9 protein-coding genes are annotated in these 16,373 nt (G+C 58.9%); 4 read left to right on the forward strand and 5 right to left on the reverse strand.

Going from position 1 to position 16,373, the window contains the following annotated elements; translation table 11 throughout:
• Positions 1–38 precede the first annotated feature (38 nt).
• Genes HDF16_RS12660 through HDF16_RS12670 form a run of 3 tightly spaced genes read right to left on the reverse strand, consistent with a single transcriptional unit; the run spans position 39 to position 5,520 of the window.
• Positions 39–2,186, reverse strand: a complete 2,148-nt coding sequence (locus HDF16_RS12660) for an HlyD family efflux transporter periplasmic adaptor subunit (protein ID WP_184217068.1) — start codon at positions 2,184–2,186, stop codon at positions 39–41.
• Positions 2,183–3,121 (reverse strand): efflux RND transporter periplasmic adaptor subunit, encoded by a 939-nt coding sequence (locus HDF16_RS12665; protein ID WP_184217069.1) that lies wholly within the window; start codon positions 3,119–3,121, stop codon positions 2,183–2,185. The genes HDF16_RS12660 and HDF16_RS12665 overlap by 4 nt, the downstream gene beginning before the upstream one ends.
• Before the next feature lie 5 nt (positions 3,122–3,126).
• Positions 3,127–5,520, reverse strand: a complete 2,394-nt coding sequence (locus HDF16_RS12670; RefSeq protein WP_184217070.1) for an efflux RND transporter periplasmic adaptor subunit — start codon at positions 5,518–5,520, stop codon at positions 3,127–3,129.
• 120 nt (positions 5,521–5,640) lie between these two features.
• Between HDF16_RS12670 and HDF16_RS12675 the strand changes: the two genes are divergently transcribed.
• From HDF16_RS12675 to HDF16_RS12690, 4 genes are all read left to right on the forward strand, one after another.
• On the forward strand, positions 5,641–5,982 hold the full coding sequence (locus tag HDF16_RS12675) for an STAS domain-containing protein (protein WP_184217071.1): 342 nt from the start codon (positions 5,641–5,643) through the stop codon (positions 5,980–5,982).
• Between the two features lie 121 nt (positions 5,983–6,103).
• The gene (locus tag HDF16_RS12680) at positions 6,104–7,447 is read left to right on the forward strand and encodes an FAD-binding protein (protein WP_184217072.1); all 1,344 of its coding nucleotides are present in this window, start codon (positions 6,104–6,106) and stop codon (positions 7,445–7,447) included.
• Positions 7,448–7,527: 80 nt separating this feature from the next.
• Positions 7,528–9,666, forward strand: a complete 2,139-nt coding sequence (locus HDF16_RS12685; RefSeq protein ID WP_184217073.1) for a hypothetical protein — start codon at positions 7,528–7,530, stop codon at positions 9,664–9,666.
• Between the two features lie 578 nt (positions 9,667–10,244).
• Positions 10,245–13,496 (forward strand): FG-GAP-like repeat-containing protein, encoded by a 3,252-nt coding sequence (locus tag HDF16_RS12690; RefSeq protein WP_184217075.1) that lies wholly within the window; start codon positions 10,245–10,247, stop codon positions 13,494–13,496.
• A 181-nt stretch (positions 13,497–13,677) separates the two neighbouring features.
• On the opposite strand, the gene HDF16_RS12695 is transcribed toward HDF16_RS12690, so the two are convergent.
• Together HDF16_RS12695 and HDF16_RS12700 are read right to left on the reverse strand one after the other, a co-directional pair.
• Positions 13,678–15,393 (reverse strand): sodium:solute symporter family transporter, encoded by a 1,716-nt coding sequence (locus HDF16_RS12695; protein ID WP_184217077.1) that lies wholly within the window; start codon positions 15,391–15,393, stop codon positions 13,678–13,680.
• The gene (locus HDF16_RS12700; protein ID WP_184217079.1) at positions 15,390–16,358 is read right to left on the reverse strand and encodes a 3-hydroxyacyl-CoA dehydrogenase family protein; all 969 of its coding nucleotides are present in this window, start codon (positions 16,356–16,358) and stop codon (positions 15,390–15,392) included. Before HDF16_RS12700 ends, HDF16_RS12695 begins: the two co-directional genes overlap by 4 nt.
• Positions 16,359–16,373: the final 15 nt, after the last annotated feature.

Consider the following 16,373-nt stretch of genomic DNA (forward strand, 5'->3'; position numbering starts at 1 on the left):
ATTGCTTCGGCAATCGCCGTTGTTTTTTTGTTGGGCGGTTACCAGAGGTGGGCGCGCAGGAGGTTCATGCCGACCGTCCATGCACGCGCCACAAGGCTTCGCCGTTGGCCTAGGACGAGCGCCCTGCCCGACAGACCAAGGGGAATGCTGCCGTACCTTTCAGGGACCGGCAGGCGGGCGACGTAGAAGGTCGGGAGCTTTATGCCCTTGTAGTTCTGAGAGGCGATGAGACCGGGCGGCAGAGTCAACGCTTCGCCTTCCAATGCTGGCAATTGAAGGTGGAACTTGGTGAATTGTCCCGGCAGATCGAGTGAGACCTCTGCATTTGCGACGATCCGATCCAGTGCAGCGGAAGGCACGAAGAGCCTCGCGATTCGGCTACTGCCGTCCGCAATCGTGAGCAACTCTTCGCCCGAGCCGATGTTGCGACTGACTAGTGATTTAGGGTCTTCGGTAATCACGATGCCATCGATGGGAGTGCGGACGGTCAGCGATGATTGCGCTTCTTCGGCGATCTTCTCAGAACGGAGCGCTGTCTCGCGAGCAGCGGACGGCGCGGAGCTATGTCGGGAGACCTGGGCATCGTAAGCGTCGAATCGTGCGGCATTGGCTTGTGCGGTTGCCTTTGAGCGTAGAGATTCCGTGTTGTTGCTTCGCAGGGTCAGCAGCGTCTCTCCGGCGTGGACCTGCTCTCCCTCGTGTACGGCGATCGTATCCACGACACCAGCAGCGGGGGCATGAAGCTTTGCGCTTCGCGATGGCTCAATGACGAAGTAGGCATCTTCGTGGTCCCTAAATATGGGAGCGAAGAGCATGCAGATCAGCAGAATCGCCATGGCCAGGGAGAGTACGGGTCTCTGCGATGCCGGGCCGTAATGCTGTTTCCAGAGGCGGGTCATCACTCCCCAGAGTGACTTGACGCGGGAACGAAAAACAGCGAAGGCGAGCGCTCCGGCGGGAATGATGGCGAACTCCGCGAACCAGTTGTAGCCGATGTTGTAGGTGAAGCGGATGACGGCGAAGAGCAGCAGATAACTGTAGAGGCCTGAGGCGAAGGCATAGATCATGAAAAAGGGAACACGTTTGCGCGCGACGACGGGAAGGTCTACTGGAAGTCCAAGAAGCCTGCTCTGCACCCATCCTGAGAGCAGGGCGGTGGACCGCTCTTTCAGGTCTGAGATCCCGATCAGTTCCGTAAGAAAGTAGTAGCCGTCGAGCTTGATCAAGGGATTGAGATTGACGACGATGACCGCGATTCCAGTGATCAGAATGATCTCGTAACTGAAGTCATGCAGCCATTGGCCGGGCTGGGTGTTGGTCCAGGCGATCATGGCGAAGCCGCAGAAGATCATCTCGACCCAGATGCCGGCGATGATGGTCGTAAGGCGCTGAATCCTGTTGGCAGAGATCCAGCTTTCTGTGACGTCGACATAGAAGGCTGGCGAAAGATAGATCAACATGAGCCCCATCTTGTGCACCTCTCCGCCGTAGTGTTTGCAGGTAAGGCCGTGGGCCGACTCGTGGAAGAAGCCGAGAATGAGGAACAGAACCCAGAACTGTACTAGATCCAGGAAGCTCTTCTTGGTGAAGTTGTAGAAGAGCGGGATATCAGGTCCGATCACGCTCCACTTGGCGGTGAATACTACGGCCTCAAAGAGGAATAGAGCGATGACGGAGTAGAAGCACCAGCGGCTGTAGACGAAGCCGCCTATTTTGTTGTCGAGCAGTGTGAGATAGCGATTCGGGTCCCACGCGCTGAAGCTGATGTGCGCGATGTTCACGTGCGATTTGCGTTTTGCGCGCCGGGTACGCTGCGCGCTCAGCTTTTCGTTCAGGGCAATATTTCGCTCCTGCGGGCTTTGATACCAGAACTCGGACTGGTCCATGTTCTGGGCGAGTTGCCGCACGTCGTCCGTAGAGAGGGGAGCGCCGGTCTGCTCTTCGAAGAGCGCGGCGATCTCTTCATAGCTGCGTTCGCCATCGAAGAGCTGGAAGAGCTGCCATTGGATCGGCGGAAACTGGAAGTAGTGCCCCTTGCTCCGCTGGAAGACGCCGACGACGGCTTCGCCATCGAGGAGGTCTTCTTTGACGATCAGGTCGGGATCGAGACGCGGGGGATGAACGCGGGTCAGGCGAGCGCGGGGGATCTCCGGAAGTGCCGCGTCGAGCGCCTCGCTGAGGTTCATTGCGCGGTGTGGCCTTCGGAACTGAGTGCGGGGTTGATCTGCATCGACATCCCGGGCTTCAGGAGTGGGGATGGGTGGATGAGGGCGCCGATGACTTGCACGCTGTCGCTAGCGGGATCGACGACCGGGCTTACGCGGAGCACTCGCGCGGGCTGATGGAGAGCGGGGTAGCCGGGGCTGGTGAGGTCAAGAGGCGCGCCGGTTGGGTAGGATGCCATCTCCGATTCGGGCACAGTGAAGAGGATGCGCAGAGGAGCTTCGGCGGTGATCCAGAAGAGGACGTCTCCCTGCTTTACCTCCTGCGCGAGACGCAGCGACTGCCGGCCGACGACGCCTGCGAAGGGAGCGAGAATATGGCACTGTTCGAGTTGCAATTTCGCTGTCTTCAGATCAGCGGCGGCGGCGGCTTCATCGGCGCGATAACGAGCGACTTCGGAGGTGACCTCGTCGAGCTTGTACTTCACGTGCTCCCAGCCTTCTTCGCTGAGGATCTTGGACGCACGCATCTGGTCGGCTCGGCGGAGGTCGGCAGAGTCCATCTTCTCTTCTGACTCCCACTCGCGGACCTGGGCGTGGAGGGAGTCTAACTTTGCAGTGTGGGATTCGACGGCAGTGCGAAGGGCGCGGTCATCGAGAGCGGCAAGTTCCTGGCCGCGACGTACGCGGTCGCCAATGCCGACGGAGATGCTGACGACTCTTCCGTCGCGCTGGGCGGCGACGTCGGATTGCTGTTCGGCGACGAGGGGGCCGGTGGTTCTATAGGGAACTTTCGCTGGTTCGATCGCGTGAATGGCCTGAGGCGCTGGCGCCGGTGCTTTCAGCGCGGGAGGGGATGACGCGACGGAGTCATGGGAGTCGCAACCGGTTGCGAGGATGGCGGGGATCGCTACGGCGGCTGCCAGCCAGAGTCGAAGATGTATCGATGAAGTCTTCAAGAGTGTCACCAGCCGAACCAGTTCCAAAGTGTCTGCCAAATCCACAAAGCGGGGCGGCGGAGCAGGACATATCCCGCGGGCCGATAGCCGATGGAGATCTTTGCGCGGCCGGTCATGCCGGCGCGCAGCGTTGCGTCTTCGTTGGCGAGGGAGACGCGCGCTGTGAAGGTGCGTTCGCCGTCGCCTGCGGTGGCCTGGGGGCTGACGATGGAGACGCTGCCGTGCCAGGAGCGCTGCGGATAGCTGTCGAGCTTGATCGCGACAGTTTGTCCCGGGCGCATGAGGGCGGCGTCGGCTTGTGGGATGGCTACGTTGACGACGGCCGAAGAGAGATCGAGGACTTGCGCGAAGGTCGCGCCCGCGTCGAGATGCTCGCCTGCAGTGTCCTGCAGAGACGGCGTGACGACGATGCCAGAGATGGGTGATCGAAGCTGGGCGTTGTCGATCTTGGCGCGGGCGCGATCGGCTTCGGCGCGAAGATATTCGGTCTGGGAGCGGTCCGCGCCGGCTTGCGCTGAGCCGTGGGACAGGTCGGACTGCATGCCCAGGAGGGCGGTGCGGTAGCGGCCTTCGGCGGAGGCGAGGTCGGTGCGCCATTGGAAGTCGTTCATCGCGCCGAGAATTTGCCCGGCTTCGACACGCTGACCTTCGCGGGCAAAGACTTCGGTGACGTTGCCTTCGATGGGTGTGGCGATTGAGACCAGGCGTTGGGGGGCGACGGTGGCTTCGCCGGTGAGGCGCATGGGAAGAGGGCAGAAGACGAGGAAGAGGACGGTGAGTGTGCCGCCTGCGATGAAGCCGATGCGGCGGCCCTTCGTGGTGCGAAGAAGAGCTTGCTTCCTCTGCATCAGCGGTTCGAGCAGGCTGATGAGTGGGACTTCACGATAGAGCAAAGCGTTGCGGATGGCGACTGTCGCCTGACCTGCGAGGATCTTGATCATCTCCGTGTGGGGGAGATCGAGGAACTCGGGGTCGAGTCCTTCATAGAGCAGAACGCCGACTCGGCCCTGGTCGTCGTTGAGCGGAAGAGCGTAGAGGGCACGGTAGCCGGTGGCTTCGAAGTGTTTGGCTACCGGCTCGGGGAGATCGGCTGCGGACTCTTCATTCGGCTGCTTCAGGTGGAGAGCTTCGGGCTGCGTGGAGAGCCAGCGCACAAGCTCAAGCAGGCCTTCGACCTGGACGTCACCCATCGGGATGCTGGTCATGCCGGAGATGGACTTCAGTTGGAGCTTGCCGCGGTTGTCCAGAGCGATGGAGCAGCGCTCGAAGGGAAGGACATTCTGTGGGCTGTTGACTATGATCTGAAGGAGACGTTCGAGGCGTAGGGTCGAGGTGATCTCGGAGCTGACGTGGACGAGGGCTTCGAGGATCTCGAGCTTGCGCTCGGCGTGCATGAGATTGGCGTTTTTGAGGGCGCTCCCAACGGTTTCGGCGACTGAGCCGAAGAAGAATTCGTCATCTTCGTCGAAGGGTTCGCCATCATCGCGGTTGATCGCCTCGAGGACGCCGACCTCGGCTTCGTCCTGCATCAGCGGCACAAGCAGCGCGGTCCAGACCGGATATTCGTTACCGGAGCTGCGGGCGAGCAGACGCTCATCGTTGGGGTCGGTGATGAGTGTGGCGACGCCTTCCTCAGCCATCTGGCCCACGTAGCCTTCGCTGGCGGATTGCGTCGCTCCTAGCTCGACTGTGGGGTCTTCGCCGGCGCTTGCCATCAGGGTGAGGTCGTCGCCGTTGAAGAGCCAGAGGTGGACGGCCTGGCAGTGAAGCATGGCGATGACCTTGCGCGGGATGAGGGGCATCAACGGGTCGAGATCGAGCGTGGCGTTGAGCGACTTTTCGAGATCGTACAGCTGCGTCATGCGGTGTACGGAGTCGAGGAGGTCGGCTTGCTGGCCTTCGACTAGAGAAGCTTCGCGCAGTGCTGGTGCGCCTATCTCTGCGAGCGGCTGCAATGCTTCGAGGTCTTCGAGGGTCAGTTCCTTGGAGAAGGAGATGATTTCGATCGCTCCCATGAGAGCTCCGCCGAAGATCATCGGAAGATGTGCAGTCGATGTGACTGGGCGGGCGATGTTGAGGTGCTGATAGTGTTCGTGGGTGAGGTCGGAACCGGCGAGGATGAAGGCGTTTTCGGGGTCCTCGAGAAGAGCGGCGAGCGGCGCGACAGTTGACCAGTCGAGATCCTGCGTGAGGGAGATATCGCTGGTGCCCGCGGCCATTCGCCAGTCGGCGGTATCGGCTTCGGAGCTGAAGAGGTAGATGGCCGCAGCGGCGTCTCCGATAAGATCAGCGGCAGCCGTCGTCAGCAATCTTGCACGAGAGGCTACCGACGTGGCCGCAAATAAACGTGCGGCGACATCTATACTTTCGGTGACTGGCGTGGTGGTGACATCAGGCATGGACTGGACTTGTACGTCTCCCTTGACGGCAGGTCCCAGCAAGATAGACTCTGAGCAGTCTTGTGGTTGTATCGAAGTTTCACAAATGTAGAACAATCTGTTGGAAAGGTAAACAACTCCTTGGATCTCGACGTTCTTCAAAGTGGCAAGACCTGCACGATCCGCATCAAGGGCGCGCTGAAGATGGGCGAGCAGTTGGATAAGTTCGATGCCGCGGTGCGCGAAGCGTTCGCTACGGACCACCCTTTTCTGGTCCTGAATCTTGAGGCGATGCCGGTGATCGACTCGTCCGGGATTGGGTCGATCGTGAACGCGCTGCAGCAGTCGAAGAAGCTAGGCGGGGACACGAAGCTGGTGAGCCTGTCGCCGTTTGCGTATAAGACGTTCAAGATGGTGCACATTCTGAATCTGTTCAGCGTCTTCGATGCTGAGGCGGACGCGCTCGCGGCTTGTGTGGCTTGAGCAATTGTTTGCCTGCTCCAGTCGGTTCCCAATCGAGGAGCGGTGTGCGTATGATTGTCGCGGCAATGATTGAACTGAGCGGCAGACCATACCAAGGGCGATTGGGAGCGGACACACATTTATGGATAAGCGGCAGTTTCTTAAGGGCAGCGCGGCCCTTGCAGCGATGACGGCGGTTCGGGGTGGGTTGGCGCAGTCAGGAAGCGGAGGCCCGCGCGAGAATTGGGCAGGGACGTTTCACTACTCGACCGATAACGTTCTGCAGCCAGCCTCCGTAGCAGATGTTCAGAAGGCAATTACGAGCGTTGATAGCGTCAGGGCGCTGGGAACGCGGCATAGCTTCAACGGCATCGCGGACTCAAAGGTCGCGCAGATCAGCACGTTGGGCTTGCATGACTTCAAGCTAGATGCGGCTGCGAAGACGGTCACGGTTGGGGCCGGTATCAAGTATGGCGATCTCGCGGTGCAGCTGGATAAGGCTGGGTTCGCGCTGGCGAATATGGCTTCGCTGCCGCATATCTCTGTCGGTGGCTCGATTGCTACCGGGACGCATGGATCGGGTCTGCGGAATGGCGGGCTTGCTACATCGGTGAGCGGGCTGGAGATCGTCGCTGCCGACGGAACGGTGCATACGCTGACGCGCGCGAAGGATGGCGATGCGTTCCATGGCGCGGTGGTGAGCATGGGTTCGCTGGGCGTGGTCACGCACGTCACGCTGGACGTCGAGCCGAGCTACGAGATGACGCAGATCGTTTACCAGGCCCTGGACTTCCATGAGCTGGAACACAACTTCGAAGCGATCATGAATACGGGCTACAGCCTCTCGCTGTTCACGAACTGGCAGCACCACAAGGCGTGGGAGGTCTGGATCAAACGGCGCGTCGACCAGGGTGGGGGAGCTGCGCCGCCGGAGATGTTCTACGGTGCTACGCTGGCGAAGGAGAAGCTGCACCCGGTGGTTGGACAAGGGCCAGAGAAGACTACCGATCAACTGAACAGCGTTGGCAAGTGGTATGAGCGACTGCCGCACTTCAAGATGGAGTTCACGCCTTCCACGGGTCGCGAGATTCAGACGGAGTACTTCGTTCCGTTTGAGCATGCGTATGAGGCGGTGCTGGCTGTTGAGAGTCTTCGTGATCAGATCACGCCGCATCTTTTTGTGACGGAACTGCGGTCGATTGCGGCTGACGATTTGTGGATGAGCATGGCTTACAAGCGGCGCTCGCTGGCGATCCACTTCACGTGGAAGCCTGAGTGGGATGCCGTGATGAAGGTGATTCCGCAGGTAGAGGCGAAGCTGAAGCCCTTCACGCCTCGGCCTCATTGGGGCAAGGTGAATACTCTGGCTGCGCCGCAGGTTCGGGCGGCTTATCCGAGAGCTGATGATTTCACGCAGCTACTGAAGTCGTATGACCCCAAAGGCAAATTCGTGAACGAGTACATGCGGCACGAACTGCTGGGCTGATCCAACAACAGTTTGAGAGGACGAGACGCTTCAGAGCGTCGCTCGCGCGGGACTGCGAGTGTGCATTCTCAGGAGAAAGAATGAAACCGGTTGCATTTGTTCGCTACGCTGCCACGATGTCTGCTGTCTTCGCGCTTGGCTCCGCCGTACTTGCACAGCCAGCCCCCGCATCGTCGAGAGATATCGATTTGCATAACGCTGCTGTTGCGATTCATTACCACCGCGATAGTGGCTTGATGGATATCGCGTGGAAGGATGGACACAAGATCACCGGTCTTACGAGTGGAGCAGTGCTTGAGGACGGTAGAACCGTGTCGTCTACCGCGTATGCCAGCCATGTGTTGGAGGTTGAGCAGAAGCCTTCCACGATGGCAGGTACTCATGTGTACGCAGTGAAGAGCACGGCGCCAGGACTTCCTGATCTGATTCAGAGGATATGGCTCTACGATAAGGTTCCGGCGATTGCGATGCAGGCAGAGTTGCAGGCGAAGACGGGAAGCCTGGGGACGCGGCACTTCGACTCGGTTGTGCTGAAGGGGAAGGACAGCATTCAGCTTGGAGCAAACGCTTCGTTGCGCGTTCTGCATGTGCCGTTCGATAACGATATGTGGTTCCGCTACAACAGCGTCGCCGTGGGAGAGATGAAGCCGGGGCAGCTATTCTCCGGCAATGAAGCGACCGCGATCTACGACAATACGACGCGGCAGGCGCTGATTCTTGGTTCCATTGTTCATGATCGATGGAAGACCGCGATTGAGGCTCACGCTGCGGGTGGGGAACTGACCGATCTGGACATCTATGGCGGCATTACTTCGCCTACGGGAGTTCGTACGGACACGCATGACACGGTGCCGCATGGGATCGTGCGTGGGGCGCATGTCACTTCGCCTCGCATCTTTATCGGATCGTTCGCCGACTGGCGCGATGGGCTTGAGGCGTATGGCGAAGCGAATGCGGCGATTCAGCCGCCGCTGAAGTGGGCAGCGGGCGCGCCGATCGGATGGAATAGCTGGGCGGCGTATGCGGACAAGATCAGTGATAAACGCTACCTGGATACGGCAGCGTTCATCAGGGACAAGCTGGTGCCTGAAGGGTTTGGAGACAACCGCATTGTCTATATCAACCTCGACGCTTTCTGGTGGAGACTCGACGCAGTGCAGCTTGCGGAGTCGGTGTCGATTATCCGGAGCATGAAGAACGCACAGGGGATGCACTTCGAGCCCGGAATCTACTGGGCTCCGTTTGTCTATCACCTGGATGATCTCGACGCGTATGTCGAAGGGACAGGGATGAAGTATCGCTATCGCGACATCATCCTGAAGGCCCCGGATGGTTCGATGATGCCGAAGGTAGATGGACTGTGGCCTATCGATCCCACGCATCCCGGAGCCAAGGCACGGATTACTTATTTCATGCAGCAGTTCAGGAAGATGGGATTTACGTATTTGAAGATCGACTTCCTGGCACATGGAGCGCTGGAGGGCGTTCATTATGATCCAGCGATTCAAACGGGGATTGAGGCCTATAACGCCGGAATGAAACAGGTTGTTGCAGAGGCCGGACCGAAGATGTTTCTGAGCCTGTCTATCGCGCCGCTGTTTCCTTCGGGCTATGGTCATGCGCGGCGGCTAGCTTGCGATACAAAGGGGCATATCAGCGGGCTTGAGCAGTCGACCGAGTATATGCTGAACTCGCTGACCTATGGATGGTGGTCGAGCAAGAATCTGTATATCACTGACCCCGACCATGTCGTACTTGGCAGCAAGGCGGACCTTGGAGCGCGAAGTGTGGATGAAGGGAAGAGCCGGCTGCTCTCGGCGGTGATCAGTGGCGGCATGATCCTCGACAGTACTCAATTGGCGGACGATTCCGAAGGGCAGGCGTTGGCGAAGGATGTTTACAACAATCGCGCGTGGATGAAGATCGCGGCGGAAGGGACGACATTTCTGCCGGTTGAAGGGGATAGCGGAGATCAGGGCGCGAATGTCTTCTATCGCCCTACGCTGCATGGGGCGTATGTAGCAATCTTCAATTTCGATGAGAAGAAGAAGCAGACGGTATCGGTGCCGCTGGTGAGGATTGAGGCTGAGCTGGCCGGTGCTGCGAGCGTGTCCGTGGTCGATGTCGCTTCGGGCATGACTCTCGAGCCCGCAAAGGCGGAACTGAGCGTAAGGCTCGCGCCGGCAGCGTCGACCTTGGTGGAGTTACAGTGGAAGTAATCGCGGTTCGCTGGCGCGGAGTGTGTCGGGATATAGGTGAAATGGACATGCTCACGGTTGCTCCAGAGTTGTGAATAGCTTCGTGAAGTGTTGCGCTACACCGCCCGCTCTTGGTGACTCTTAACTACAAACAAAGCACCTATCCAGTCGCAAACTTCGAGCTATTGGCTTCGTTTCGAGAACCAAACGTACAGCTTCGACTTCCTCAACCTGACGGATGATTTCGCAGATGATTTCAAGAAGTGCGGGCGCGTCGCGATGAACGGCAATATAGGCCTATAGTGCCGCATGGCACTAGGCGGCAAACTATCACCCGATGCACGGCTCGGAGTTCACGGAATACGGACTTTCAAAGGCTGCAATAAGGAGATCCGGAAACTCAGATCGCGGATGCAATAAGGAAATGTTGGGTGGAGCGATAAGCGCGTAGTCCGGTCTGATACGGCCCTGAACCTGTCGATTTAATTAAAGCCGGCATTTACCCGTCATTTTCTTGTGAATTGCTGGTGAAACTCCGTTACCTAGGTGTAGCCTTATTCCCGCACGCGGCTTACCTTCCCATCTGCACGGAGTCCATCATGCCCGTCATCCGCAGAACCATACCCGCCCTCATTGCCTTCTCGCTCTTCAGCATCTTTGCGCTCATCGCCTTTTTCCCAGCTGCAGCGCATGCCGCCACTCCCACCACAATCACCTTAACCGTCACATCCTCGTGTCTTACCCAGGGATGCGCGGTCACGCTCACTGCTAAGGTTACCGCCGGCACACTCGCGGTCCATCCAGGCCTCGTCTATTTCTGCGAAGGAACCTCCACCTGCGAGACCGGGGTGCCGGTCGGACAGTCGCAGCTTACATCCAATGGGACCGCTAGCATTGCCCACGCATTCTTTACCGGCAGCCACTCTATCTACGCGATCTTTGCAGGGACTTCGACCTATTCCAAGAGCACATCGTCTTCACAGAGCCTCACGATCGCGCCGCCGACAGTCTTTCCCACCCAAAGCACTATTCAATCTATGGGGAGCACACCGGTGCAGAGCTATGCTGGGCAATATACTCTTCAGTCGACCGTGACCGCCCTGCAGGGCGGTCCGGCCGCCACCGGGACCGTATCGTTCTTCGACACCAGCTATGGGAACGCCGCGCTCGGTTCGACGCGGCTTAGCGATAGCTCCCCCCAGCAACTCAATTATGTCTCAGGCCAACTCGACTTCTCTCAAATCCCGTCCATAGTCTTCGACAACATCATCCAGATCGCGACAGGAGACGTCAACAACGATGGCTTCAGCGATATAGCGATCATGGGACCATCAGGTTTCTTCGTACTGCTCGGCAGTGCGAGCGGAAAATTTGCCCTTGCGCGCCCCTCTTCACCGAACCTGGGAACGCCTGTGAACCAGTCCATGAATCCTATGCGGCTGGTTGATCTGAATAGCGACGGAAAGCTCGACCTCGTCGCCACGGACTTCACTACCCGGGCCATTCGCGTCAGCCTCGGGAATGGCGACGGAACCTTCACCGACAGGACCCCGAGCCTGCTCAAGACTTACCCAGGCCCAGTCTACGTTGGGGACTTAAACAACGACGGCATCCCCGATGTCGTCATCGATGTCCAGATCCCCAGCACGCAGAACCCAAGTTTGCTCGTTCACGCTCTTCAAATCGCTATCGGCAACGGCGACGGCAGCTTCAAGGCAATACCGGCGACGTATCTCGCCGGCCAGATCCAAGCAACTCCGGTTTTGATTGCCGACGAAGACAAAGATGGCAAACAGGATCTGATCGTCCAGGATAGTGGGACGTTCACGAACCAGTTCCAGACATTGCGTGGCAACGGGGACGGCACCTTCAAGCCCATTGCCGCAACCACCCAGAACCCCGGCGTTAAATTGATGGTGGGCGGCGACTTCAATGGCGACGGTCTTCTCGACATCGTCAGCTACGACGGAGACACCCTGAGTATCTGGGAAGGCGTAGGCGACGGCACCTTCGTTCAGCCGGACAACGGCAACGACAATATTTATTTAGACACCAGACCCGCCCTGACTTCGCTGCTTACCGACGACTTCAATCACGATGGTAAGCCGGATCTCGCCGTCGAGTTCTTAGATTCCAGCGTGGGGGGTGAACTCGAAACGCTTGAAGTCCTCAAGAGCGACGCCTCGACTCCCGGCGTCCCTTTCTTCGAAGGGATCGCGTCTTTCCTCCTGACCGATCCACTCGGGCGCATTTCATACTTCTCAAACATCGTTACTGGCGACTTCAATGGCGACGGCTTCACCGACATCGTCGAATTTACCCCGGCGCTCACGCCCCAGACGAATAGCTGGGCCCAGGAACTCGTCACCCCCGCCAGCGCGGCCAGCGCGCCAATTCCCGTCCTCTCTCCAGCTGGCCCCCACCAGATCGTCGCCAGGTATTCGGGCGATGCCACGCACACCCCAAGCGTCTCGCCTCCAGTGGCCCTGGTTGGTTACCAGGTGGTCAACGACAGCGGCGGCTTCACCAATGCGTCTTCGCTCTTCCTCAACGGCGGGGCGACCATTGAGGGCGGCGTTCTACAACTCACAGACGGCAAGAGCTTTGAAGCGCGTAGCGCCTTCTACCCAAAGCGACTGCCCGTCTACGACGTCAATACCAGCTTCGAGTTTCAGATCCCTGAACAGAACTCGGACGGCGTTGCCTTTGTCATTCAGTCCAATGGACCCAACGCTATCGGGTCGAACGGAGGCGGAATCGGTTATGGACAGTTACCCGGCGCGACCTCCGGTTCATCCATTATCAACAGTCTCGCCCTGGTCTTCGATACTCACAACAATCAGGGCGAAGGATCGAACTCGGTTCGCATCGAGCAGGGTGGCATCACGTCGCCGGCCTCCGCCATCGACCTTACCCCGAGTGGGATCGACCTCCACAGCGGCCACCATTTCCTGGCACAGATTGGGATCGCTCAGGAATTGAGCCTGAATCTGGTTCTCACCGACATGGACACGGGTAAAGTCTTCACGAACTCCTTTAGCGCCGATCTCTTCGGCGATATTGGAACCACCACCGCTTACGTTGGCTTTACCTCCGCTACCGGCGCGACCGCGTCAACCGTGAAGATTCTCAACTGGACTTTCACCAGCCAGGCCTGCTGCGACCTACAGCCGACAACAGACACACTTCCGGCGTTCCAGGACGGCTTCACCGGCGCAGCCTCGAAGCTCCAACTCAACAATGGCGCGGCGATTGTCGGCTCTACTCTCCAACTGACCAACAGCACGCCCTTTGAGGCCACCAGCGCCTACTTCAAATCCCCCACGGACTCATCTCCCTGGGTAACCGACTTTGACTTCTCGATAGAAGGAACCGGAGGCGACGGCTTCACCTTTCTCCTGCAGGATCAAGGTCTTACAGCGGTTGGAACCCCCGGTGGAGCACTCGGATACGGACCCTATCTGCCCGACGACACGACCGGTGGCATAGGCAACAGTCTCGCAATCAAGTTCGACCTTCACAATAACAGTGGCGAGGGGCCTAACTCGACTGGCCTCTATCTCAATGGGGCTTACCCCTCCGTTCCGGCCGTCAGTCTCAATTCGGGCCGCATCGACCTTCATAGCGGACATCGGTTCCACGCCCGCATTCTCTACTTCTACCAGACCGATAGGGTCGAAGTGTCGATAACCGATCTAGACCAATATGCCGTCTTCGACTCCTTTCTTAATAACGGAAGTCGCTTTATGCCGGCCTATGCGGGGTTCACCGCAGGCACCGGGGCGACCTCCAACACGATCAAGATCCTTAACTGGAACTTCTCGTACTATGACGTCGACATCCTTCGATAGCACTATCTCCGGCCCGTCCTGGGCGGGCCGGAGTTCTCTCTCAATCCCCTCTGCCCCCGTTGCTTGACTCTTATTGTGGGTTCTGGCGCACTTTTGGTGATGGGCCGTGTTCTTTGGTGGCGCTTGCCTCTTGCATGCGTCTGATTTTGCGGAGGCGCTGCCATCGAAACCGTGATCGATTTCAGGCGACTTTGCGAAGCGATCGCCGAAAGGGGATGGCGAAGATCAGCAACAGGCCGCCTATTCCAACATCCATCCAACGCGCCTGCATCGACACGGTCAGCAATCCAGAGATGATTAGTAGAGCGCCGACGGCCGCTGTGGAAAGCCGAATGATGCGTGACGACGAGCTTGCATGTTCCGCCGATACCGCACTTTCCGCAGCTGATACGGGTGTTGCAAGCTTGGTGAAGAAGGCGGCCGTTCTCTGCTTTTCATCCTGAGAGATTGCCAGTAAGTAGCTTCCCAATGCCATACCCATGCACGTCATCGCGATGTTCACGAAGATTGAAAGCGCTTCCAGCTTGTAGTCGAGTGCCTGCGTCGCCGTGACATCGCTTCTTTGGAGATAGAGGGTCTTCGCCGTCAGAGTTGCAGCACCGGAGATCATGCCACAGGTGAAGCCGGCGATTACGCCGTTCGAGGTGAGATGCCGGAACAGCAGCGTCGCCAACAAGGGCAGCAAAGTCGGAGCCAGCAGGACGCCAAATGCTGTGACCATGATATGGAAGAGGGAACCTCGGCTGGTGTAGCCAAGCCAGATGCTGATTGCGATGATGACCGTCCCCAGCAAGAGCGTAATGACGCGGCCGGCTGTGACGAGAGCGCGTTCTGTGGCCGCCGGTCGCAGAATGCGCTGATAGAAGTCCTTGGTGAGCACGCTGGCAATAGCGTTCAGGTCTGCGCTCACGGTTGCCATCGTAGCGGAGAACAACGCGGCCACGATGATCCCGATCATTCCCGCTGGCAGCAAACCGAAGATCAAATGCACGTAGACGTCTTGCGGCTTTTGCTGTGTTGCGAAGTCCGGCAGCAGACGGTTCGCCATGACCGCCGGGAGAAGCATGATCGGGGTACCGACGAAATTCAGTGCGGCGGCCAAGTAGCCCGCCTTCTTTGCCGACTTCTCATCAGGCACTGAGTAGAACTTCTGCGCGAACGACCAACTGCCGTTGTAGCTGATGCCGACGATCAGAAGATAGCTGACGATGTAAGGCCATCCATAGGGACCGCCGTGTGCTTGCCATAGCTGAGGCGGCGCGGCGTGGAGTGCCTGCGTGATGCCACCAAGTCTCCACGCTGCGAGCGGCAGCAGCAAAAGGATTGCCAGTGCCTTCATCAGGAACTGGAGGTAGTCGGTGACGACCAGGGCAAGCAGCCCGCCGAGGATCGTGTACACCACAACGATCACGCCACAGGTCAGCACAGAACTCTTCAGGCCGATGCCCATTCCCGCTGAGAGGAAGAGGGCAGTAGTAAAGATCTTTAGGGCATCCTCGAAGACCTTGGCGGGGATTGCGGACCAGGCAAATAACTGGCGTACCGTGAGGCTGCAGCGCTGCTCCAGAAACTCCACCGGTGTAATGATTCGCGCGCGACGCCATCGAGCCGCGAAGACTCGGCCACCCAGCAGGCAGGCGGGTACGCTGGTCCAGAAGAGCACAATCGCCACGCCACCGTAGCGGTAGGCGATCTCCGAGTACACCACGAAGGTGAACGCGCTGAATCCGGACATGTAGTGCGAGATTCCGGCCAGCCACCAGGGAACCTGATGGCCACCGGCGAAGTAATCGCCGGCGGTCTTCTGGCGTCGGCGAAAGTACAGCCCGATCCAGAGAACCAAAGCGAAGTAGCCGAAGATGACGACAAAGTCCGGCCGCGTGAGGTGCATGGTCATTCGCTGCTCGCCTCGCTATTCAGCGGAAACGACTCATCCACCGCTTCGCGTACGCGCCACACATGTCGCCGGTAAATCTCTTCCCAGTGCGCGGCCTGTTCCGGCGTATAAGCATAGAAACCTTCGCCATCCCGGACGCCGGTCAAGCCATTGTTCATCATGGTTACGAGAGGTTCGGGAATTTCAGTATCGCGAGAGAGAGTCGGCAGCACACCCTGCATTGCGCGCGCATATAACGCGGGGCCACCGGTCAGGTCGATCCAGCGAAAGGGGCCGCAGATGCTGGCCCACAGGCCGACGGAGTTTCGGAAGGACGTGTCAATCGTCTCCGCATCGGCCACGCCGGTTGCCAGAAGATGGCAGGCCTCGCGATACATGGCATAGCCGAGACGGTTCGCGATGAAGCCGGGGATGTCGCGTTCCACGACGCAAGGCTCCTTGCCTAGCTTCTCCGCCAGGGCGATGGCGGTCTGCATCGGAGCGCCGGCTGTCTGCTCTCCACGAATCAATTCAAGAAAGCGCGTGGCGTGAGCGGGTTCCGCCCAGTGCATGCCCACGAAACGTTCAGGGTGCCTACGGCCACTTTGGAGCAAGGAGATGGGCAGCGCAGACGTGTTGCTGGCGACGGTCACATCGGGCGCGATGATCGACTCCAACTGATCGAAGAGCGCGGCCTTTGCTTCAGCGGCTTCGATGATGCTCTCGATCACGAAGTCGCAGGCCGCGAAGGCCTCCAAAGATTGCGCCTCGCTATAGCGGGTCTGCCAGTCTTCGACGATCGACACTTCGCATAAGCCTCGCGAGCGCAGTTCTTCGAGCGCAGCTGCGATGTAGGAGCGCGCCTCTGCGGCGGCATCTGACGCGAGATCGAACGCCACCACGCGTAGCCCATGGGCCAACAAACATGCGGCAATTCCGCGTCCCAGAAGTCCAAGACCGGCCACACCAACACACTCAAACTCCATGCAGGACCTCACCGG

Source organism: Granulicella aggregans (assembly GCF_014203275.1).
In the GTDB taxonomy this organism is placed as follows: Bacteria; Acidobacteriota; Terriglobia; order Terriglobales; family Acidobacteriaceae; genus Edaphobacter.